The sequence below is a fragment of the Streptomyces sp. NPDC006314 genome, from assembly GCF_040613075.1.
GTDB lineage: Bacteria > Actinomycetota > Actinomycetes > Streptomycetales > Streptomycetaceae > Streptomyces.
Genome location: NZ_JBEXRL010000033.1, coordinates 16652 through 36965 on the forward strand (window position 1 = coordinate 16652; position 20314 = coordinate 36965).

At 70.1% G+C, this 20314-nt stretch carries 14 protein-coding genes and 6 pseudogenes; 7 read left to right on the forward strand and 13 right to left on the reverse strand.

The window, feature by feature from the left end; genetic code table 11:
• Positions 1–323: 323 nt before the first annotated feature.
• From ABZ079_RS35015 to ABZ079_RS35025, 3 genes and pseudogenes are all read right to left on the reverse strand, one after another.
• Entirely contained in the window at positions 324–1301 is a 978-nt protein-coding gene (locus ABZ079_RS35015) for an XRE family transcriptional regulator (protein ID WP_356943494.1), read from the reverse strand.
• Between the two features lie 236 nt (positions 1302–1537).
• Positions 1538–1681, reverse strand: a pseudogene (locus ABZ079_RS35020) (IS481 family transposase); the annotation flags it as partial.
• Between the two features lie 12 nt (positions 1682–1693).
• Positions 1694–2215 carry a DUF6174 domain-containing protein gene (locus tag ABZ079_RS35025; protein WP_356943495.1) on the reverse strand — a complete coding sequence of 174 codons (522 nt, stop codon included), beginning with the start codon at positions 2213–2215 and terminating at the stop codon, positions 1694–1696.
• A 444-nt stretch (positions 2216–2659) separates the two neighbouring features.
• On the opposite strand from ABZ079_RS35025, the gene ABZ079_RS35030 reads away from it, so the two are divergent.
• Both ABZ079_RS35030 and ABZ079_RS35035 read left to right on the forward strand, forming a co-directional pair.
• Entirely contained in the window at positions 2660–4969 is a 2310-nt protein-coding gene (locus tag ABZ079_RS35030; RefSeq protein WP_356943496.1) for a helix-turn-helix transcriptional regulator, read from the forward strand.
• A gap of 13 nt (positions 4970–4982) precedes the next feature.
• Positions 4983–5537: an XRE family transcriptional regulator gene (locus ABZ079_RS35035; protein WP_356943497.1), complete on the forward strand. Its 555-nt coding sequence runs from the start codon at positions 4983–4985 to the stop codon at positions 5535–5537.
• 297 nt (positions 5538–5834) lie between these two features.
• Here the strand turns inward: ABZ079_RS35035 and ABZ079_RS35040 are convergent, their stop codons facing one another.
• Positions 5835–6776 carry a hypothetical protein gene (locus ABZ079_RS35040; protein ID WP_356943498.1) on the reverse strand — a complete coding sequence of 314 codons (942 nt, stop codon included), beginning with the start codon at positions 6774–6776 and terminating at the stop codon, positions 5835–5837.
• 798 nt (positions 6777–7574) lie between these two features.
• Positions 7575–7784: a hypothetical protein gene (locus tag ABZ079_RS35045; protein ID WP_356943499.1), complete on the reverse strand. Its 210-nt coding sequence runs from the start codon at positions 7782–7784 to the stop codon at positions 7575–7577.
• Between the two features lie 149 nt (positions 7785–7933).
• On the opposite strand from ABZ079_RS35045, the pseudogene ABZ079_RS35050 reads away from it, so the two are divergent.
• Positions 7934–8218: pseudogene (locus tag ABZ079_RS35050) on the forward strand (acyl-CoA desaturase); the annotation flags it as partial.
• Between the two features lie 469 nt (positions 8219–8687).
• Here the strand turns inward: ABZ079_RS35050 and ABZ079_RS35055 are convergent.
• The 7 genes and pseudogenes from ABZ079_RS35055 to ABZ079_RS35085 form a co-directional block, all read right to left on the reverse strand.
• Positions 8688–8861 carry a hypothetical protein gene (locus ABZ079_RS35055; RefSeq protein ID WP_356943500.1) on the reverse strand — a complete coding sequence of 58 codons (174 nt, stop codon included), beginning with the start codon at positions 8859–8861 and terminating at the stop codon, positions 8688–8690.
• Between the two features lie 101 nt (positions 8862–8962).
• On the reverse strand, positions 8963–9430 hold the full coding sequence (locus ABZ079_RS35060) for a DUF3618 domain-containing protein (RefSeq protein ID WP_356943501.1): 468 nt from the start codon (positions 9428–9430) through the stop codon (positions 8963–8965).
• Positions 9427–9864, reverse strand: coding sequence for a phage holin family protein (locus tag ABZ079_RS35065; protein WP_356943502.1), 438 nt, complete (start codon positions 9862–9864; stop codon positions 9427–9429). The genes ABZ079_RS35060 and ABZ079_RS35065 overlap by 4 nt, the downstream gene beginning before the upstream one ends.
• A gap of 26 nt (positions 9865–9890) precedes the next feature.
• Positions 9891–10019 (reverse strand): annotated as a pseudogene (locus tag ABZ079_RS35070) (YegP family protein); the annotation flags it as partial.
• Between the two features lie 191 nt (positions 10020–10210).
• Entirely contained in the window at positions 10211–11254 is a 1044-nt protein-coding gene (locus ABZ079_RS35075; protein WP_356943503.1) for a YihY/virulence factor BrkB family protein, read from the reverse strand.
• A gap of 1289 nt (positions 11255–12543) precedes the next feature.
• A pseudogene (locus ABZ079_RS35080) lies at positions 12544–12640 on the reverse strand (IS5/IS1182 family transposase); the annotation flags it as partial.
• Positions 12641–12901: 261 nt separating this feature from the next.
• On the reverse strand, positions 12902–13519 hold the full coding sequence (locus ABZ079_RS35085; RefSeq protein WP_356943504.1) for a GNAT family protein: 618 nt from the start codon (positions 13517–13519) through the stop codon (positions 12902–12904).
• A 110-nt stretch (positions 13520–13629) separates the two neighbouring features.
• Between ABZ079_RS35085 and ABZ079_RS35090 the strand changes: the two are divergent.
• From ABZ079_RS35090 to ABZ079_RS35100, 3 genes and pseudogenes are all read left to right on the forward strand, one after another.
• Positions 13630–14008: pseudogene (locus ABZ079_RS35090) on the forward strand (CatB-related O-acetyltransferase); the annotation flags it as partial.
• 13 nt (positions 14009–14021) lie between these two features.
• Positions 14022–14272: pseudogene (locus ABZ079_RS35095) on the forward strand (glycosyl transferase); the annotation flags it as partial.
• Between the two features lie 104 nt (positions 14273–14376).
• On the forward strand, positions 14377–14964 hold the full coding sequence (locus ABZ079_RS35100) for a hypothetical protein (protein ID WP_356943505.1): 588 nt from the start codon (positions 14377–14379) through the stop codon (positions 14962–14964).
• Positions 14965–15561: 597 nt separating this feature from the next.
• Here ABZ079_RS35100 and ABZ079_RS35105 read toward each other — a convergent pair.
• Entirely contained in the window at positions 15562–16125 is a 564-nt protein-coding gene (locus ABZ079_RS35105; protein WP_356943506.1) for a hypothetical protein, read from the reverse strand.
• 264 nt (positions 16126–16389) lie between these two features.
• On the opposite strand from ABZ079_RS35105, the gene ABZ079_RS35110 reads away from it, so the two are divergent.
• A complete protein-coding gene (locus ABZ079_RS35110) occupies positions 16390–20247 on the forward strand; it encodes a DNA-binding protein (RefSeq protein ID WP_356943507.1) in 3858 nt (1285 codons plus the stop codon).
• Positions 20248–20314 lie beyond the last annotated feature (67 nt).

A 20314-nucleotide genomic window follows, 5' to 3' on the forward strand; every position in this document is an offset into this window, starting at 1 on the left:
GAGGGCCGCGAGGCCGCGCTGTTCGCGTCCCTGCTGGAGACCGATGATTGGCGCCGCCGGGGCGTGCTGGCGCCTCAAGCGCCAGCACGCCCAACGCAGGCCGTAGATGGAGACCGTCCCCGCAGGCGTGGGGCCGGCCAGCCCGCGGCGGCCTGTGCGCCGATGGCGTCCACGACCCCGACAGCAGCGACGACATAGGCCACCGCTCCCACGGGACCGCCAGCCCTTTGCCCGAGTAGCGAAAAACACCGCCCTCAAGATCGGTACCACAACAGCCATGGAGATTTGCGGAACCCCGTGGCCCCCGACCGTGGTGGGAGTGTTCAGCTCGTCCGGATGATGAATCGCTGATCGGCTGCGCCGGTGCATTGTTCTTCGATTGCTTCGGCCCCCGACTTGGTGTCGTTGTCACTGATGCCGACGCACTGGCTGCTGGTGGCCGGGCGGAGCCGGAAACCGTTGTTGCCGTCTGGGGTGGGTTCCAGGCGGAAGAGGGTGCCCTGGGTGCAGTCGATGCGGGGTTCGAGCATGCCTTTGACCGGGCCGGTGCTCATGATGGTCAGGCACCCCTTCCCCTCCTGGGGATGGTGCCACTGGATCCGGTACAGGCCCTCGCCGGCGGGTTCGAGATAGGTGCGCGGCACGGTGGCGTGGATGCAGGGGAGTTGGACGGCGACGGCGTTGGCGTAGGCGCCGTCGCGGTCGCGTCCGTCGGTCAGACAGAGATCGGGGGTTCGGGCGGGGCGGATGGTGACCCAGCCGTCGGCTGGAGCCCGGGACGCGGTGGCCGCAGCCCCCGGTGCGCCAGGATTGTCTGAGCCGTCGGAGAGTAGCCGCCAGGCGATCACGGCGAGCAGCGGGATGACGAGCGCCGCCGCGAGCGCGACCATGCGGCCCTTGAGCCGGCGCTGCCACGGCACCGCGGGTTCTTCGATCTCCGCTTGAGCGCCGGCTTCCACCTCGGCCGCACTCTCACCCCTGGCCCCGGGCGCCGTGTCGGCCGCGGCCACGGTTTGTGCGGCGATCCGGTCCCGGGCGTCCACCCAGTCGCCCACCCGCTGCCCGTCCCCGCAGGCGCGGACGAACGCGGCCAGTACGTCGGGCCGCGGCAGGCTGGTGCGCCTCAGCATGTCGGCCAGTGTGCTGCGCGCCAGCACGTCGCCGTTTCGGGCGGCCTGCTCCTCCAGTTCCCGGTACGTCAGCCCCGATTGCTCCTTGAGCCGCTTCATCGTCTCGACGAATCCGGCAGCCTCTCGCGCTGCGTACGGCGACAACTCCTCCAGTTCCCCCACGAACGTCATACTGCTGTGCCCCTTACACATCGGGCAACGATGGTTTCCGCCATGCCTCGCTGCGGTCCAGGGCCACCGCCGAAGTGGAGGCAGCGGACACAAACCTGTCCCGGACAGGTCCCTGATCACGGCCGCTGGCCGGCTTCGGCCGAATGCGTCTTGTCATTCTCAGAGGGCTGGACGACCGGCGCGGACGGCGAATGGACCGCGACCGAGTCACGCCGTTCGTTCGACCTCACTCCTGTGTGTTGCCCTGTGAGGGGGACGCGGCTGGCGGGGGGTGGTTTGCCTGCGAGTGCGGTGTGTCCGCGGTGGTGATTGTAGGTGTGCAGCCACTGCGGGAAGGCGTCGCGTCGTTCGGCTTCTGAGCGGTAGGGGCGGGCGTAGGCCCGCGTCCGGCCTCAGTTCTCCTTCTTTCCGTCATGAACCCGCCCGGCAGAGGCCGGTTGGTAGGCGCTGATGACGTAGAGAGACTCATCGTCGATGGCGTTCTCGTCCCAGTCCAGTGAGATCCGCACGGGGTGCCCGTCGGCCGCGTACGTCGCCTCCGCTGTTTCCGCGTTGTCCCTGCGGGCCTGTTCCAGCCTCTTCAACAGCTGGCCGAGCGTGGGTACTTCGACGTGCTCCCGTACCTGCCGCCGACTGTCCTCGTCGAGCCCGACCACGTTTGTCACCGTGCCGTTCCCGACCTCGACCCGGAAGGTTCCCGCCAGGACCTGTGTGGTCGACGTCAGCGTGTAGACGTAGGAGTCAGGCTCCTCCCAGGCGGCTGTGCCCTGGACCCCGGCACGCTCGGGCTCACTGCCCTCGGCGATTTTGGAGGACGCCGAACTCCCGGCGTCACATGCGGGGACTAGACACAGCAGCGTCCCGATCAGCGCGGCAGTAGACAGGAAACGGGCACGGGAGTGTCCGGCAATCATGGTGGCCCCTTTGAGTCGGCTACAGCTGTGACGCCGCTGGGTTCGAAATCGTTCAGGGCGTCGGCCTGCGGGCCGTCCCCACAGGGCAGCGACAGCCCCGGCGCTGGCCGGCCACCAGGCTTTGCCGCCGAGCACGAGGAGGGCGTCCACAACGGCCGGCGGTACCTCTGATCTGGCACTACTCAGGGCGCGTGCAGCAGTTCCTCTGGGCAACGCGGACACCGCAGGACGCATCGAGAACAGCCAGGCCGGCGTGTTCCTCGGCTGCGCGACCGGGCCGGGGCAGGCGCTGATCGAGCCCGGTCACCGGCATCCAAGCGTTTCGCACCCCCGGCACCGCCACCCCCATCAGCGGAGCCGAGCGAGCCAAAGATCACGTACTCGGTACGCGCTTAGTACGTGAAACGTACGTATCGCGGTACGGTTGAAGGACGGAGGTTCTTCATGTCGGAGTTGTTCGACGCGGTCGATGCGCTGGTCGCGTCCCGGTCCCCGCTGCCCCCGCCGACCGAGCGGAGGCGGCTGCGTCATGCGCACGGACTGACGCTGGACGAGGTGGCCAGTGCGCTGCAGGTGCGGCGCGCCACCGTCAGCGGTTGGGAGGCTGGCAAGACGGAGCCGCGGCCACCGGAGCGCGAGGCGTACGCACGGCTGCTGGCCAAGCTCGCGGAGCTCTACCCCGCCAGCTCCGTGGCACCGGCGGAGGACGCTGCGGTGCCCGAGACGTTCACCGGTCCTGCCGCGTCCGCGTCCGCGTCGGCGCCGTCGGCGGCCGAGCCGGCAGAAGAAGCCCGGCCCCTGACCGCAGGCCCGATCCAGGTGGCGGCGGCGACTGCTGCTGAGGGCGCCTCGCAGCGCCCCACCCCCTCCTCTGCCGCTGCCCCGGCCCCCGCGTCGCGTCCGGTGGCCACGGCCAAACCGTCGTCGACGTCGCGGCGCCCGGCCGCCCCGACGCAGGCCGCCCCGACGAAGGCCGCCCCGACGAAGGCCGCCCCGAGGAAGACCGCCGCGGCGGTCGTTGATCCGCGGTTCGCGAACGGCCCGCTCGCGGTCATCGACGCCGACACCGACCGGCAGGTCGTGGCGTACTGCGTCGGCGGCCTGGTCCTGGACGTGCCCGCCAAGTCACTGCCCGCGCTGGTCGAGTGGACGCTGAAGGAGGCGCAGCTCGGGGCTGCGAGGCTGCATAGCTCCGGGAAGGACGCCGACCCACTGCTGGTGCTCACCGCGGCCGCGTTGGAGCGGTACGGGCTCCCGGCACGGCTGTCTCAGTCCGAGCGGCTCGCCGGGCGGCTCCCGGACGGACACAAGGTCTGCCGGCAACTGGACCGCGCCGACTGGCATCTGACCAAGCGGGGGTTCGGGCCGTGGGCGCGGATCTACCGGCCCGCACAGGGCCGTCAGCGGCAGTGCGTGCAACTGTGCATCCCGTCGTGGAACGCGCTCGACACACGAACGTGGGGGCACGCCGCGCAGTTGCCGCCGGCGGAACTCGCCCGGGTGCTGGGCGCCTACGCCGCCCGGGTGATGACGCCGCGCGGCTCCACGGCCGTCACCGGCCTGGAACTGATGACCGCCCTCAACCCACCGACCCGGGCGAGCGAGCCGGACGAGACGGGAAAGCGGCACAAGGAGCACCGGCCCGGCTCGCTGGGCGAGCACCCGATCGAGTGCGCGCCGTGCGAGGCGCCCGACGGGCATCCGCTGCTCGCCGATCTGCCCCGCTTCCACCAGCGGGGACCCGCGGAGATGCTGTTCGAGGAGGCGTACGACTGGGCGCGGGAGCTGACCGACGCCGAGTGCATGCAGCGCTACCTGGTCGGCATCGACGTCAACCTCGCCTTCGGTGCGGCCGCGAACGGCGCGCTTGTCGGCTTGGCGACGCCGCCCGTGCATGTCACCAACCCCGAGTTCGATCCGACACTGCCCGGGGCGTGGCTGGTCGACCTCTCCCACGTCGACCTCTCCCGCGTCCTCCTCGCGAAACAGTGGCGGCAGTTCGACGGCGCGTTGCTGCCCAGCCCGTTCACGCCGAACGGCGAACGCCCGGCGGGCCCGGCCTGGTACGCGACTCCGACGGTGGCGTACGCGATAGAGCTCGGCTACGACGTCGCCCCCGTCGAGGCCTGGGTGAGGCAGGAGAGGGGCAGGTTCCTGGACGGCTGGTACAAGCGGCTGCGCGACGCCTACGTCGAGACCATGAACGACCTGGGCGTGGTCGAGAAGCTGCCCCCGGAGCAGTTCCTGCAGGCGATGGACGGCTACAAGCAGCGCGACCCGGAGATGGCGATCGTGCTGGATGCCATCAAGTCCACGGTGAAGGGCGGCATCGGCAAGCTCAGGGAGCGGGCGCGCGGCGGCGGCTGGAAGCCCGGCCAGGCGTGGCCGGCCCTCTCCAGGCCGACCTGGCGGCCCGACATCCGCGCCGCCGTAATCTCCCGGGCACGCATCAACCTGCACCGTAAGATGCTCCACTTGGCCGCGGTCACCGGCCGGTATCCCGTGGCGGTCCTGTCGGACTGCGTCGTGTACGCCGCCGACGGGCCGTCCCCGCTGGACGTCCTGCCGTACGACGCCGACGGCAAGACGGCCCCCGGATCCTTCCGGCTCGGGGTGTCGCCCGGGATGGTCAAGCATGAGGGCACCCAGACCACCCTGTGGGCCGAGGAAGTGCGCGAGACGCACGGCCAGGTCCTCAACCTTGCCCGCTACATCAAGACGGGCGAGGTCACCGCCAAGGATGACGCAGAGTAGGAGACGAGGGCCGATGGACACGGTCGGGGACGGTCTCGACGCCGCGCTGCACAAGGCGTTCACGCGCCCGATCCCCAAGAGCGCGGGCGCGCAGATGCGCTATCTGGTCAGGCAGCTCAAGGGCACCAGGTCGGTTGCCGGGCTGCTCGGCGTCACTCAGCGCACCGTCGAACGGTATGTGAAGGACCAGATCAGAAAGCCCCGGCCGGACCTCGCGCAGCGCATAGAGCGCGAGGTCAGAAAGCGCTGGCAGCCACAGATCCGGGCCAGGGCCAAGCGCACCGCGGCCACCACCGCGGGCATTGTCATCGACACGCGCGCCCGGTTCGGCTACACCGCCGCTCCCGGCACCACCGACGACGCCCGGCTGCGCCATCTCACGGTCGCCCTGCCCCCGCACTACGCCGCCCGCCTCTTCGAGGCCAAGGACGCCGGAGGCACCGAGCAACAGCTGCGGAACATCGCGGCCGAGGCGCTGGGCGAGGTGTACTTCCGCGACAGCGGCCGCCGCGCCCACGGCCTCGAAGTCGATTTCACCGACGTCGAACACCTCGAGTTCGATCTCTGACCCAGCCGGTTCTACGACCGCTCGGCGGCCGCCTGGGACCGCGCGCTTCATCCGGCACCTGCGCACGTGAGTCGGCCTTCAGCGTCGGAGACGGCGCGCGGGTCCTGGCGGCGCGCCGCCGATCAGGGGGTCCCTCCGATCTCGGCTTCTGCCGGAGTGCGAATCGGCCCGCGTCATCGCGAAGTCGCTCGGCTACCACGACGAGAACGCCCCGGCTGGTCACGGAAGCGGAAGGGACCTGGAGCCGATGACCTCTGGCGACCACGGCCGAACCTCATCCGGGCGCAGCTGCGTTGATCATTCCTCCCACCACGGCTCCACGCCCACCGCGGCGACGAACTCGTGGAAGTCCATGTTGCCGATCTCCAGGTTGCACGCCATCGATCCGACCTCACGGCACGGAAGGACGGCCGAGTTCCCCGGGGTGTCGTACAGGTCGACGACGGTCAGCGGTCGGCCGGCCTCGGTGAAGGTCCTGGCGTCGGCGAGCGCGACCAGCGTGGTGTGCTCCTCGGGCGGGACAAGCGCCGGGACCTGGCCCGGCAGGACGCCCTCGAAGGCTGGGTCGTCGACCACCAGCGCCGCCAACGGATAGTGCTCCGCGTCGATCTCGTCGGGGTCCAGGTCCGCGCCGACCCAGCCGTCGTCGTCGGCCCCGCCCAGCTCGTCGAGCAGGGCGCGCCAGCCTCCCTCGTCGTCGAAGGAGGTACGGACCAGCAGGGCGGCGGGCGTGGGGGGCAGCGCCGGGAAGGAACGGCGCGGCGGCACCGTCGGCGCGGGGAAGGCCGGTCGGCCACCGTCCCCCTGGTACATGCCGCACCTGTCCATGGTGCGCACCAGGTCGTCGAAAGCGAGCGCGCCACCAAGCACAGCGGCCAGAATCTCGCCGAGCCGGGCCGGCGGGACCCGGACGCCGCGCCCGGGTATCGCCACCAGGTCCACCAGCAACGGCCCATCCCCGCCGTACACCGCAGGGATGTCCGCCAGGACGACGACCGGCGGCACGAGGCCGCCTCCCGGGACGAGCGCCGGTACGTTACCGCCGTGCAGGTAGTCCCATCCGTGGCCTTCGACCAGGTGGAGTCTCACCCCGCTGTCCCCGAGGACCAGCGCGTCGCCTTGCCGGCGGCCCCCGATCCCGTCGAGCAACCCGCCCCACTGGGCCTTGCCGTCCTCGTAGCACGTGCAGACCAGCAGTACTTCACCAGGCGCAGGCTGGACAAGCTCGGGAAAGGACATGGCTCTCCTTCGAAGGACTGGCGCGGGGACCAGGACACCAGGCCACCGGTCCCGAGGTCCGAGCACTTCATTCGGCGGACAGCGCCCATCCCAGGGCTCGGTCGTACTGCCTTCCGGGCGATGTCGGATGCCGGGTGGTGCTGTCCCCGTGTCGCGCCCAGGAGCCGAGCCTATCGGTGTACTCCGCGCCGCCCGCGGCGGGGACGGTCAGCAGGCTCTTCCCACAGTGATCCAGACGCCGCCTGGCCCCCTGCCCGACCGGTCACGGATGCACTGCACGAAGGACGCGTCTTGTGCGACCTCCTGCTCCGGGTGAGGCTCCTGCAAGGCCTGGTGCTCCTGCTCATCCAGCCCGTCGGTCAACCCTGACGGCACATCAGGAGATACAGCCGGCCACGTGGCCCAGGTGGTTACTGTCCTCGCCGCAGGCGTGGGGGCTCCTCCTCGGAGCCACGTCGCAGTGGAACTGGGCCGGAAGCTCCAGGAGAAGCTCGGCCGGGCACTCGCCCCTCTCGAAGGAACCGCTAGCAGACGCGCCTCTCGCGCCCCCCCAGCCCGTCGTGCCGTATACCGGGGCGTGCCGGCTGCACAGCAACACCTTCTCTGCCGTGCGGTGGAACCGCGCCGCTGAGGTGATGCGCCTGCCGGGCTCCTCCGACGCCGCAGCGGACAGCGCCTGCGGCAGGTGATACCGCGGGGCGCCGCACAGCTGCGCCACCCGATCCTCCCGGTCCAGGAAGACCTCACCGTCCCGCCGCTCGGGTGGGTGGTGGGTGCGGCGTTCGTAGCGCCGGAGTGTCAGCCGGCAGCGGTGAGGGCGAGTGCGGTGAGGACGAGGACATAGGCGGCCACTGTCAGGGCGGTCCTGGCGAGATACGCGCCGCGCACACGCCGTTGCGGAGGTGGGGCGAAGCAGCAGCATGGCCTTTGGGTGTGCCAGTAGGAGGAGTCGAGCCAGTAGGAGCCCAGGAGGCGGGCGGTGCCGGCGGAGCTGGGTTCGTCATTCACGTGCAGGCCAACGCGCGGCGGGCTGAGGGGTTGCGGCGGTGGACTCGGTCGGCACCGGACCGTGATCTTGCATAGCCGCGGGGCATCTGACAAACGCCAGCCATCACCCTGCAAGACGGACGCATGCACGCCATCCACCGCGCCTGACCATGTGGGCGGCGGGCGGAACCACGGACCACGCATATCCCAACCCGTCGCCCGCCTCCCGCCCCGTGGGCGGCGGCGATTTCGCCCGCCTGTCCAAGAAGATCGCCGAGACCGGCCTGATGAACAGGCGTCCCGGCTACGAGACCGTCCGGTCCATCGCCGTGGCCGCCGCCTACGCCGGTGGCTGGTGCGCGTGCGTCCTCATCGGCGCCGGCTGGTGGACCCCGGCGGTCGCGCACCGTCAGGTGTTCCGCCGACGCCAGCCCGGCGAGACGTCCGGCCGTCTCACTGGTGGCGCACCTGCGGGGAGGACGAGGATCAACGCGGTCAGGCAGGCCGCGATGTGCCCGTAGAGCAGCTGGCCGTCCAAGGCACGGCTCTCGCACGGAACGTACGCGGCAGCTGGTTCAATGACCTCGCCCTGCCTGGCAGGGAACGCACGCTCAGTCGGCGGGCGGATCCGGGTACAGCGGAGCAAGTCGTTGCCAGCAGCGACGCAGGTGCTCTTCGGTCTGTCCCAGGATGCGCATGTCGGTTGCCTCGGCTGCCGCGTCCGGCGCGCTGACGTGCGGCTTCGGGGACGCGGGGCGTGTCCTGCGGCGCAGGAGAGTTCGTTTACCGAGTACGGCAGCGATCGTGACCGCTGCGGTGAGCGCAGGCAACGGGGGGCGAACTGAGACGCGCACGTGACATCCCCTATGAAAGGTTCGGTGCGGTGCTGACGCATGGGCGTCAACACCGCGCCGACTCAGCGCGTCAACCGGGCCAGGCGCCGGCGAAGCGACGCGTGGCGGCGGCACCGGCGCGGTCGAGGGCGGCCTTGACCGCGACGAAGATCGCCCCCTGGAGGGTGGCCGCGCGAGCAGGACGTCCTGCCAGGTGCGGTCCTCCCAGGATGGCATCGGGGGCGTCCTCGTCGCGGCCCGGCATTTCTCACGCCTGTTTCCAAGCGGCGCCGGCGATCACGCCGCCGGGGGCGCCAAGGGCGGAACCGGCCGACTTGCAGGCCGATCTTCGAGGCCTTCGCAAGATCACTTCTTTCCCCGGCCGCGGCGCAGCAACAGCACTGCCGCGAGGATCACGCCTCCGGCCGCGAACAGGGCGGTTCGGTTCTCCCGCGCGACCGGCGCGATCTGTCCGGCCTTCTCCCGCACCGGTTCCGGGGTCTTGTCCTGCAGGACCTGGCCGGCCTGGCCAGCCTTGACCTTCACCTGCTGCGCCGCCTGGGCGGCCTTCTCCTTCACCGGGTCGGGCAGCTTGTCCCGTACCAGCTGAGTGGCGTCGGCCGCCTTGGCCTTGACCTGCCCGGTCAGCTCGGCGGCCTTCTGCCCTGCCTGTTCCTTCACGGCGGCTGCCTTCTCCTGAGCGCGGGCCTTGACGTCTGTCTTGGCGGCCAGCTCCTCGACGGTCTGGCCAAGCTCCTGACGGGTGTGTTCGACCTGCTCACGCAGCTCTTCGGGGCTTGAAGCGGTCTGTTCGTCGTGCGGGGGCTGGGTCATCGGTGTGCGCTCTCCTTGATCTGTGCCACGTCGGCCTTGACGTTGTCCATGGCCTGCTCGGGAGCAGGTGCGCCGGCTTCGGCGATCTGCTTCTTGCCCACCAGGGCCATCACCGCGGTGATCACGCCGAGTAGGGCGGTGACGATCAGGGCCGCCGCCCATACCGGCAGTGCCAGGGCGATGGCGGCGATGACGGTGGCCACCAGGGCCTGCAGGGTCAGCATGCCGACAATGCCCGCGCCGCCGAACAGCCCGCCACCTTTGCCGTACCGCTTGCCCTTTTCCTTCATTTCGGCCTGCGCCAGCCGCATCTCCCCGCGCACCAGCTCGGTGAGCTGCTGCGAAGCACGCTGTACCAGCTCGCCGACGGGCTCATGGCCCGATGAGGGTTCGGGGGAGGGGTGTTCGGCGCCGTAGGGGTTGGCGTGCGCCATGCTGATCAGCTCCTGTGCGTGCCTGTTCAGTGGTCCTGAGTGGGGTTGTCCTGGATGGGGGCGTCGGCGTTGCGCTTGACCGAGTCAATGCCGCCCAGGCAGGCCCGGTGGGTTTCGTGGTGCTCGCTGATGGCGATCACCTGCCCGTTCGTTGCGAACGGAACGAAGTGACACCCCTTGCCCGAGGTGTGCCGGACCTCAAGCGCGCAGCCATCGTTTCCTCCTCCTTTGAGCGTGGGCCGGACACGTCAACCTCTCGGGTGTCCCCTGATGAGGCGGCCAATCCGGTCACGCATGACGAATATCGACGCGCTCAGGGCGAGACCGACGCTCGTCGGGGCCCGCCTCAGGCGAGACGGCGTCGGTCCTCCTCCGTCCACTTACGGGTGTCCCGCGGCGGGAGGTACGGCTCCTGAGTCTCCGGCAGACCACCGGCGACCGCACGCTGGCGGGCCATCTCGGCGTCGAACTCCAGGCCGAGCAGGATCGCGACGTTGCTGATCCACAACCAGACCAGGAAGACGATCACTCCCGCCAACGCTCCGTAGGTCTTGTTGTACGAGGCGAAGTTGGAGACGTAGAACGCGAAGCCGGCAGAGGCGACCATCCACACCAGCAAGGCGAGGAAACTGCCCGGTGTGACCCACTTGAAGCCGCGCCCCTTCACGTTGGGCGTGGCCCAGAACAGAATCGCCACCATGATCGTGACCAGGACCACCAGCACGGGCCATTTGGCGATCGACCACACCGTCAGCGTCACGTTCCCCACGCCCAGCGCGGCGCCCGCCTGACGCGCCAGGCCGCCGGTGAACACGACGATCAGCGAACTGATCACCGCCAGGACCAGCAGCACCACCGTCACACCCAGACGGACCGGGAGCACCTTCCACACCGGACGCCCCTCCGGCATGTCATACACGGCGTTGGCGGTACGGATGAAGGCGGCGACATAGCCCGAGGCCGACCACACGGCGAGCACCAGACCCACGATCGCCATGACGGAACCCACACCGCCGTGCCCCTGCAACTGCTTTACGGCGTTGCTGATGATGGTGCGCGCAGAACCCGGCGCCAGCGTGTTGATGTTGTCCATCACCTGCTGCGTCGCCGACTGCCCCGCGACACCCAGCAGCGACACCAGTACCAGCAGCGCCGGGAACAGGGACAGCACCCCGTAGTACGTCAGGGCCGCGGCCCGGTCTGCGAGCTCGTCGTCCCTGAACTCCTTCAGTGTTCCCTTCAGCACCGCAGACCACGATCGCCTCGGAAGCTCGGTGGGCGCGTCCGGAGCACGCTCCTCCACCTCCTCGTCCGGTCCCACGGTAGCGTCGCGGCCCCCTGCCTCCGGCTCGCGTCCTGTGTTCCTGCCTGCTTTCACTGTCCGTGCCATGACACTCGGGTATCCGCAGGGCGCGGCTCTAGGCAGCGAGCTGGTGGCAGAAGGCGCACACTGGGCGCACACGCCTACTGCTCGACCCACATGGCCTTCCCGGCGGGCCGTAACGGACACCCGACCGCCTTCGGGCCGCATGGGCGGCGAGGAAGAATCCGCGGACGCCTCATCGCTGCCAGCGGCCCGACCCAGCCTCCGCCCCACGGCTGTGCGCCCGAGTCACCGACCCCGGTGCCGACGCTCCTGCAACTTCTTCATCTGCGACTCTATGACGCTGCCGCGATGACTCCCGGCTTTGTGCCGCCCCTTGCTGCTCTGTTCAGCCGTGCGCTTCTGCCGTAGTTTGTCGGCCATCTCCCTGGCCCGTTGTTTCATCCTCTCGGCGTCCATGGCCGCTCCTCCCTACACCACCCGTTCGGACCCCTTTGGTCAGATTTGCACACCGAATGGCTCGCCGCATCCTGCCGGTTCAACACGTTGCACGAAGCAGCAGCGTCCCCCGGAGTAGGCCCGCGGATGGATGTGGCCGCGGGCACGACCCCGCGGCGCCGCGCATGCCGTCCAGGTCGGCCTGGCGCGGGTTGATGATGCGCCGACGCCACTCGGCTGGTGGTGCGATGCCGACGCCAAGGCCGCAGTGTTGACCTGGCGACGGGCCCATTGCGCGTGTTCCACAGCAACCGCATCGCTGCTCTCGTACGGTCCCTGGCATGGATGATGCACAACCACCCGGTGACAGCGGCGAGCCCGCCGCGGGATCCGGTTTCGCGACGTTTTCCCTTCAGGACGTTCTACGGGAGCTGAACAGCAATCTGCAGTCGCTCTCGGCACACGGCGCCGGCAGGGGCATCCTCCCCTCACCCCCATGGCGCGGTCGGCAGCCACGGCCGCGGAGTGCCCGCCAGTAGTGCCCGCACCGCGGTTTCCCATCGTCGGTGGCAGGCCCGATTCCGAGGATGTGCTCGCACACCTTGCTGGACAGCCCCCCGGGGCGCACCGACTTGATCCACCGCCCGAGGTCCTCGCTTTGGCGTACGACGCCGCCCGATGACGTGGGTAGCGCACCGTGTCCTCCTCCAGGTGGAGCGGGGTGAGGCGGAAGGCGCGCTGCCTCTCCGTCCGCCAGGTGGGTCACCAGGACGGATCGAGCCCCTCGAGTCGCTCGCGCCGGTCCGTCGACAGCGCGCCGGTCACGACTCCGCGGGCAGCCCCCGGCCCGCAGCTGCTCGATCTCCCAGGGGTGCTCCCGTAAACGGTCTCGGACGCATGTGCTGATCTCGGTCATCCGACAGGGTGAGGTTGTGGAGGCGGGCGATACCGAGCAGGGCATGGTGGACGCCCTCGCCTTTCCGGACGGCAGTCGAGGAGGACCTCCCAGGCCTTCGGACCTTGCGGGAGGCGTTGTGTTCCTCCTCCGCTTGTGCACGGTGTGCCGCGGGCCGAAGCGTTCGGGCAACTCGCGCCCTACCCCCCGGTGCCGAGCCGGTGAAACGATCCCCGTGATCACCTGACGGTGGTGCCGCCACCGTCCGCACCGGTCTTGCTCACCGGCACCAGCGGCTCCGGCACAGTCCACTCCTCGTCGGTCAAATCCCCCTGCTGAGCTTGACCAGGACAACGAGCAGCCCGGTGGAAGGGGCACGGCTAGGACGGCGCCCGGCCCGCCCGCTCAGGCCGCCCGTAGTGCTCGAACCACTCCGGCGCGAGGATCGACATCACGACGGCGTCCACCCGCTCGCCCTCCCACAGCAGCGCGTCCCGCAGCACGCCCTCAGGGACGAAGCCGACCTTCTCGTAGACACGCCGGGCCCGCGGGTTGAACGCGTACACCTCCAGCGAGATGCGGTGCAGACCCAACTTCTCGAAGCCGTAACCGACGATCAGCCGGGTCGCCTCGGTCCCCAGACCACGACCATGGGCGCCGGGCACGAAGGCGATACGGAAACTGCAGCTCTCGTTGCCCGCGTCCCACTCGTTGAGCACCGCTTCCCCCACGACGTCACCCGTCGCCTTCTCCACCACAGCGAGGTCCAGACGGTCGCCCTGGTCAGCACGCGTGCCGTACCACGCCCTTAGCCGCGCTTCGTCGGGCTCGTTTTCGCCATGGCTGCCGGTCAGCCGCGCCACCTGCGCGTCCCGCGCCATGGGCATCAGCGCGGCCGCGTCGTTCACCGTGACCGGCCGCAGCAGGACCAGGGCTCCGTCCAGCGTGGGCTTGAAGCGGAACCCGGGGACCGGAACGCCTTGATCATGATCAGCCATCCCCGCAGTGTGTCATGTCGACAGACCCGTCCTCCTCCGGTTATTCACCCCGCGGACGGCTTTGGTACGGCCCCACCGCCGCACTCACCATCCGGCTGCGCACGTGATCTCCCTTCCCCAGCATGGGCGGTTCGTGGGCCGATCACTTCGATCTGCTCACCGGCCTGCCGAACCGAGGGGACACCGTCGTCGGCAACGACGTCTGGTTCGGTCACGGCACGACGGTGATGCCTGGTGCGGATCGGGCATGGCGCGATCACCGGCTCCGGCGCCGTGGTCACCAGCGACGTACCCGACTACGGCATCGTCGGCGGTAACCCGGCACGGCTCATCCGTACCCGGTACAACCAACAGGACGTCGCCCGGCTGCTGGCGGTGGCCTGGTGGGACTGGCCTGCCGAACTTATTACCGAACACGTGCGGACGATCATGACGGGGAGCATCACCGATCTGGAGGCCGCCGCCGCCCCGGAAAACCCGCGTTCATGAACGCCGACCCGCTCTCGTGGTACTGGGCCCGGCCCGTCGCATCGACACCAGGACGCCACCGCGGAGCCCCTACGTGCGGTCCTGAACAACCTGGTCACCGACGCGGAGACCGCCCGCAGCTCGGCACGGTTGCGCGCCGGCGCGCGGGTTGCGGGCGGCACCCCACGCGCCGCCGACCTCATCGGGGAACGCAGTCATGGGCCGAACGTACGGGACCTCCCAACGGACGCGACGCCCAGAGCCGTTGGGCCTCGCGGACCGTAGCGCGTCACCGCACCGGCCGCCTACGCTGCCCCCAGGCGTGATCGCAGAAGTCGTTGTCTTACCGACCGGGGGGTGGCCTCCCGGTCCGTGGAGCAGGGGGGCGTATGGCGGCGAGTCCGAGGAAGCTGCAAAAGATCGCGGACCGCGAGAGCGAGGCCGCGATCCGGAACCTGCAGCGCGGCTACCCCGAGCGCGCCTTGGTGAGCAGCAGTAAGGCGCTGGAGGCGGTGCGGCAGTTACGGGAAGCCGAGCCGGAGGATGTCGACCACACGCTGGCTCTGGCATCGGTGCTCTACAACCATGCGGCCTTCCTTGCGGCGTCCGGTACTCCGGCTGAAGGGGTCCGGGCGGCACGGACCTCATTGGCCTTGTATGAGTCGCTGCTGCCGGACAGCTCTGCGGAGGGGGTTGCGGCGCTGGTCCACCACTCCTCCCGGCAGGCGGTGCTGCGCCCGCAGTGGCCGACAGCTCTGGAGGTGGCCATGTGGGCGGCGGATGTGAAGGCGCGGCTGTGTCCCTTGCTGGCTGAGGCCGAGGGCCCGAGCGCGTCGGGGGAGATCCACCGGCTGGGCAGGGAGGCCGTGGCCCTCTACGCGCAGGTCGTCCGTGTTCTTCCGGAGCAGGAGGAGGGGCTGGGGCGGGTGGAGGAGCAGTATCGCCGGGCGCTGGACCTCCTTGGGGAGCCCGCCTGACCGGGTGGGGCCTGCTGTGGTGCTTCACCCCGGCCACTACGCCGTTGCCGTGAACCGGACCAGGTCATCCCTTCGGAACCGCGGCCGGCTCATCACCACTGCGGACAGCGCGCCGCGGCGAGCCGGGTCATCAGGCCCGAGCACCGCCAGGAACCGCGGACCTGAAGGCCGTTGGTGCCTGCCGGCGACACGCGGTGTCCCATGGGCCGACGCCGGAGCGCCAGGCGTTGGCGAGCGGCACGACGTGGTCGATGTCCACCTCCGTCGACGGTCTCGTGGCCGCCTTGCCGCGAAAGTGTCGGACAGCCGGGAGTCCCTGAGCACCGCATCGACTGTCGAGTGCTTCGGCAGCTCCAGCCGCTCGGTGACGTCTACGCCCGGGGCCGTGCCCACCTGCGACCGCGGTGGCCACGACTGCGGCGGTGTCCGCCGCTGACCGCTGGACGGTCCCTGGTGATCGCTGAGAAGGGAGACCGGCTGTCATGTCCCGGCGGCACGCTAGCCCCTGGGGGGCGGCGTGCCGCCGTCTGCTGTGCCAGCCGCCATGGCGTTCCGTGTGTGGACGGCGGGCTCAGCGTGGGAGTTCGGGATGACGTGTCAGCTGGCGTACCACTTGGAGCAGGCACTCTTCGCGACGTACGGAACGCCGTTGGAGTACATGCGCCAATAGGCGCCGCAGATCCTCACCCAGCGTCCCCGGACCCAGTTGACCGCCTTCGTGTGCGCCTGGAAGGTGGGGCCGTTCTCGCGCTGGACAACGCCGGCGTCCAGCATCACCTTGTGGTACGGGCTGCCACAGGCGTGGAAGGTGCGGCCGTGGTCGTCTGACCAGTCGAACCAGACCTGGGTGCCGGGCCCGGTCGCGGCGTCGATGCCGGCGTTCACCCGTGCCCAGGCGAACCAGGTGCCGTGCGACTTGGCGTTCCGCAACTCGACCAGCGTCGGTCCCACGGTGAGCTTGTGGTCCGTGGTGGCATGCGGAAGATGACGGGGCTCCAGCCCCTTGCCGTGGTTGTAGCCGCACGACCAGTTCTGGGATCCGGACGCGACCTGAGCCGCCGGGCGGTGCCCATCGGTCGCCTGCGCCGGCGCGATTCCCATCAGGCCGGCGCCCAGCGCTGCGGTTGCTGCCGCGAGCGTGAGCCGCTTGTGCACGTTCATACTGCGCTTCCCTTCTGCTCGGAGCGGCCGGGCAAGCCCGCAATGGCCGACCCGTACCGGTGACCTCGACTTTTCCCGTCAGGGGATTGAATGGGCAGCCGGTGCCACAACCCTGATCAATGGCAGCGGTGCGTTCACGGGCGCGGCGCGGGGCGCTGGCCAAAGCAGACGCCTCTGGCTTGCCCTTCTGCCATGGGCGCGCGTACCTTCTGCGGCCTCAGCGCCGCGTCCACGGGGGAAGCGGGACGGGGAGGGGAGGCGTTGATGGCGGGGCGTCCGGAAAGCCCGCTGGATCCGAGTGCCGGGCCGGTGGCGCGGTTCGCTGCCGGGTTACGCGGGTTACGGGCGCAGGCCGGCAGCCCGACGTACCGGGTGCTGGCGCAGCGAACCGACCACGGGGCGAGCACTCTGTCGCAGGCGGCTGCGGGGGAGCGGCTGCCGACGCTGCCGGTCGTGCTGGCGTATGTCCGCGCTTGCGGTGGGGATGAGACGGAGTGGGAGACGCGGTGGCGTGAGGCGGCCGCGGAGGTGGCTGCCGAGCCGCGCGCCGAGGATGAGGACGTCGATCCGCCCTACCGGGGGCTGTCCCGTTTCGAACCTGCCGACGCCCCTCTGTTCTTCGGTCGTGACGAGCTCACTGAGCGCCTGTTCCAGCAGGCAGGCTCCCGGCGCTTCACCGCGGTGTTCGGTCCGTCGGGCAGCGGTAAGTCCTCCCTGCTGCGCGCGGGCCTCATTCCCCGCCTCCGCGTCCCGGACCAAGCCATCCCTCAGCCGGCCGCGCTGCGCGTTCTCACACCTGGCGAGCACCCCCTGCGCACCCACGAGCAGCACCTGGTGCCGAAGGACGCCGACGGTGAGACGTGGCTGATGGTCGATCAGTTCGAGGAGCTCTACACCCTCTGCACCGACCCGGTCGAACGCAAGCAGTTCATCGACCGACTGCTGGCCGCCACCGATGTGGCGAGCCGGCTGCGTGTCGTCATCGCGGTACGGGCGGACTTTCTCGGCCGATGCGCCGAACACCCTGAACTGACGGCGACGTTGCAGGAGGGGACTGTACTGGCCGGTCCGATGAGCCGGGACGAGCTTCGTGAAGCGATCGTCAAACCCGCCCAGGCCGCAGGGCTGATCGTCGAACGCGCCCTGACCGCTCGCCTTCTGGACGAGGTCGAGGGCGAGCCGGGCGCTCTGCCGCTGATGTCGCATGCCCTGTTCGAGACCTGGCAGCGCCGCAAGGGCCGCGCGCTCACCGAGGCCGCTTATGAGGCGGCCGGCGGCCTGCGGGGTGCGATCGCCCGTACCGCCGAGGACGTCTATACCAGCATGAGCTCCGCCCAGGCCGGACTCACCCGTGCCGTGCTGCTACGCCTGATCACACCTGGCGACGGGACACCGGACACCCGCCGCCCCGTCCGACGCGAGGAACTGGACTTCGCCAACGCGGCAGACACGGGCACGGTACTCGACAGCCTCACCCGCGCGCGCCTGCTGACCCTTGACGACGACAGCGTCAACCTCGCGCACGAAGCGCTCATCACGGCCTGGCCGAGACTGCACGAGTGGATCGACACAGAACGGTCCACGCTACGCCTGCACCGCCGCCTGACCGAAGACGCACAAGCATGGGACGACCTGGGCCGCGACCCGGGAGCGCTGTACCGGGGTACGCGACTGGCCGCGGCCGAGGACACCCTCGCCGCGCCTGGACGGTGTGCCGATCTGACACCCCTGGAGTGGTCCTTTCTGGCCGCCGGGCTCGAAGCACGCGAACACGAGCAGCGCGCCACGGTCCGCTCGGCCCGGCGGCTGCGTCGGCTCCTGGTCTCCGTCTCGGTCCTGGCCGTCCTGGCCGTGCTGGCCGGGCTGCTCGGTTGGCAGCAAAGCAGGGCGGCCGACACCGAACGTGTACGGGCCGAGGCCCGCCGGCTGGCCGCGGTCGCCGACACTTTGCGGCTGTCGGACCCCGCCACGGCGATAAAGCTCAGCCTGGCCGCCTGGAAGGTCGCGGACCTCCCCGAGACACGCTCGGCCCTGCTGGCGGCCCTGGTCCAGATACCACGGGACGCCTTCCGCGTGCCGGACTCCGCCTCGGCGGAAGCCGACCTCACCAGGGACGGACGCACGCTGGTGACTTTGCGGGGCGGTCGGGTTGAGCGGTGGGACGTGCGAACCCACCACCGGCTGAGCCGCTTCGCGGTCCCGACCGATGACAATCCGGCGTTCGCCCTGTCCCCGGACGGAAGCAGGCTGGCTGTATCGACCACGTCAGGTATCCAGCTGCGGAACACCGTGACGGGACGGCCGGACGGCCCGGTGCTGCGCACACCCGGAAAGGTGACCGGGGCCGCCTTCAGCCCGAGTGGCGGGACGCTCCTGGTGACCGGAGCAGAGTGCAAGACGACCGGGCAGGCGCTCACATGGGATCATGTACCGCCGCACGCAGCCCAGTTGTGGGACGTGCGACGGCGCACGATGCTCTTCGACGCGTGCCCGGGCGCCCCATGGACCGATGACGGGTCCCTCGCCGACGTCTACGTGGGGACGGGTGATCCGCGGACCTTCGTCGGTATCACCGTCAGCGGCATCCTCGCGGTCAGCCCCGATGACCGCTCGGTGGCCGTCTGCCGCCCCACTGGGGGAGTCCAGGTGTGGGAGGTCGCCGAGCGGCCCCGGCGGCTGCCCGGACGATGGGAGAAAGTGCACTGGGACCATGGATGTCCCACGGCCGCCGCCTTCGCCCCGCACGGCCGTGCCCTGGTACTCAGCACCGGTGCCGGGCCGGCCATGTGGAGCACGGCCACCGGCCGGAAGCTGGCCACCTTTCCGCACAAGGGCGTGCGGGAAATCGAGTTCAGCCCCGACGGACGGCTCTTCGCCACATCCGACGACCGCGATGTCCTGCTGTGGCGGCCGGATCACCCGACGGCGCCGGTACTGGGCTCCACGCTGCCGCACCAGTCGTCACCGGGCATGGTGCGGTTCGACCAGGCCGACGGAGTCATCCGCTACACCAGCGGTGCCTTCGACACCACCGTCTGGTCGGCGTCCCTGGGGCACGCCGACGACAACGGCTGGCACACCGACGCCACAACGGCCGCCACCTTCAGCCCTGACGGCACACGGCTGGTCACAGCGCGACAGGCCGGCGGCACACAGCGCCTGGCTCTGCTGGACGTGCGGACCGGCCACAGCACGGCCATTCCGCTGGCGACCGTACCCTGTCCCCTGGACGGCGACTTCAGCCCGAGTTGCGAGGACGTTCTCGCCTTCGGACCGGACAACCGGACTGTTGTGTACTCGGATGGCGGTGGAGAAGAGGACGTCGCGACGACGCTAACCGTACTGGACAGCCACGATATGGCCCGCCGTCAGGTGCTCCGTCTGCCTGGTGCCGGCGAAGAGGCGGACACGGTCGACGACCTCGCGGTGACCCCTGACGGGCATTCAGTGCTGCTCTCCCTGTCCCAGGATCACACGGAACTGTGGGACCTGCGCCGTGCGACCAAGATCGCCGGGCTGCCCGACGTGACCGGCAGTCTGGCCCTGCGTCCCGACGGCCGGATACTGGCCACTTCCGAAGGGGACGTGGTGCGGCTGCCGTCCAGACGGCGTACCAACCACACGCTTACCTCGGATCAGACCACCGTGGTGGCCGTCGATCCCACCGGCGGCCACCTCGCGGCCGGCGAGGCGGGCGGGGTCACGCTGTGGGACGGAATCGCGACTCACCGCCTGGGTGATCTCACAGCCGCCCCCGATCCGACCGAGCCCGCCGACGCGACCGGAAACGAACTGGCAGCACGGGTGTCCGCGCTCCTCTTCTCGCGTGATGGTACGACCCTGGCCGTTGGTGCCGAGGACGGAACCGTCCGCCTGTGGGACGTCACCTCCCGTAAACTCCTGGGGGGAACTCTGCACGTGCCCGCCGGGGCCGTCGAGGCACTCACCTTCTCCACGGACGACCGGACCCTGTACGCCTCGGGTGAACACATGCCCTTGGTGGCCTACGACCTGGCACCCACCCGGGTGGCCACCGACCTGTGCGGACAGGTGGGAGCCGGACTGACCCGAGCCCAGTGGGAGACCTACGTCAACGGCGTGGGGTACCGGCGGAGCTGCTGAGCTGGTGGAGGGAACACGGATGCACTGCGTTGTGGCCTGCCGGCAGTCACGTACCCGCTGGCGGAGC

Excerpts from the sequence above, each read along its gene's own strand:
- ABZ079_RS35065 (WP_356943502.1), bottom strand. The coding sequence starts at position 9,864 with ATGGCGCACGCCAACCCCTACGGCGCCGAACACCCCTCCCCCGAACCC.
- ABZ079_RS35060 (WP_356943501.1), bottom strand. The coding sequence starts at position 9,430 with ATGACCCAGCCCCCGCACGACGAACAGACCGCTTCAAGCCCCGAAGAG.
- ABZ079_RS35100 (WP_356943505.1), top strand. The coding sequence starts at position 14,377 with ATGGCGGCGAGTCCGAGGAAGCTGCAAAAGATCGCGGACCGCGAGAGC.
- ABZ079_RS35025 (WP_356943495.1), bottom strand. The coding sequence starts at position 2,215 with ATGATTGCCGGACACTCCCGTGCCCGTTTCCTGTCTACTGCCGCGCTG.
- ABZ079_RS35085 (WP_356943504.1), bottom strand. The coding sequence starts at position 13,519 with ATGGCTGATCATGATCAAGGCGTTCCGGTCCCCGGGTTCCGCTTCAAG.
- ABZ079_RS35110 (WP_356943507.1), top strand. The coding sequence starts at position 16,390 with ATGGCGGGGCGTCCGGAAAGCCCGCTGGATCCGAGTGCCGGGCCGGTG.
- ABZ079_RS35075 (WP_356943503.1), bottom strand. The coding sequence starts at position 11,254 with ATGGCACGGACAGTGAAAGCAGGCAGGAACACAGGACGCGAGCCGGAG.
- ABZ079_RS35030 (WP_356943496.1), top strand. The coding sequence starts at position 2,660 with ATGTCGGAGTTGTTCGACGCGGTCGATGCGCTGGTCGCGTCCCGGTCC.
- ABZ079_RS35055 (WP_356943500.1), bottom strand. The coding sequence starts at position 8,861 with ATGCCGGGCCGCGACGAGGACGCCCCCGATGCCATCCTGGGAGGACCG.
- ABZ079_RS35015 (WP_356943494.1), bottom strand. The coding sequence starts at position 1,301 with ATGACGTTCGTGGGGGAACTGGAGGAGTTGTCGCCGTACGCAGCGCGA.
- ABZ079_RS35035 (WP_356943497.1), top strand. The coding sequence starts at position 4,983 with ATGGACACGGTCGGGGACGGTCTCGACGCCGCGCTGCACAAGGCGTTC.
- ABZ079_RS35040 (WP_356943498.1), bottom strand. The coding sequence starts at position 6,776 with ATGTCCTTTCCCGAGCTTGTCCAGCCTGCGCCTGGTGAAGTACTGCTG.
- ABZ079_RS35105 (WP_356943506.1), bottom strand. The coding sequence starts at position 16,125 with ATGAACGTGCACAAGCGGCTCACGCTCGCGGCAGCAACCGCAGCGCTG.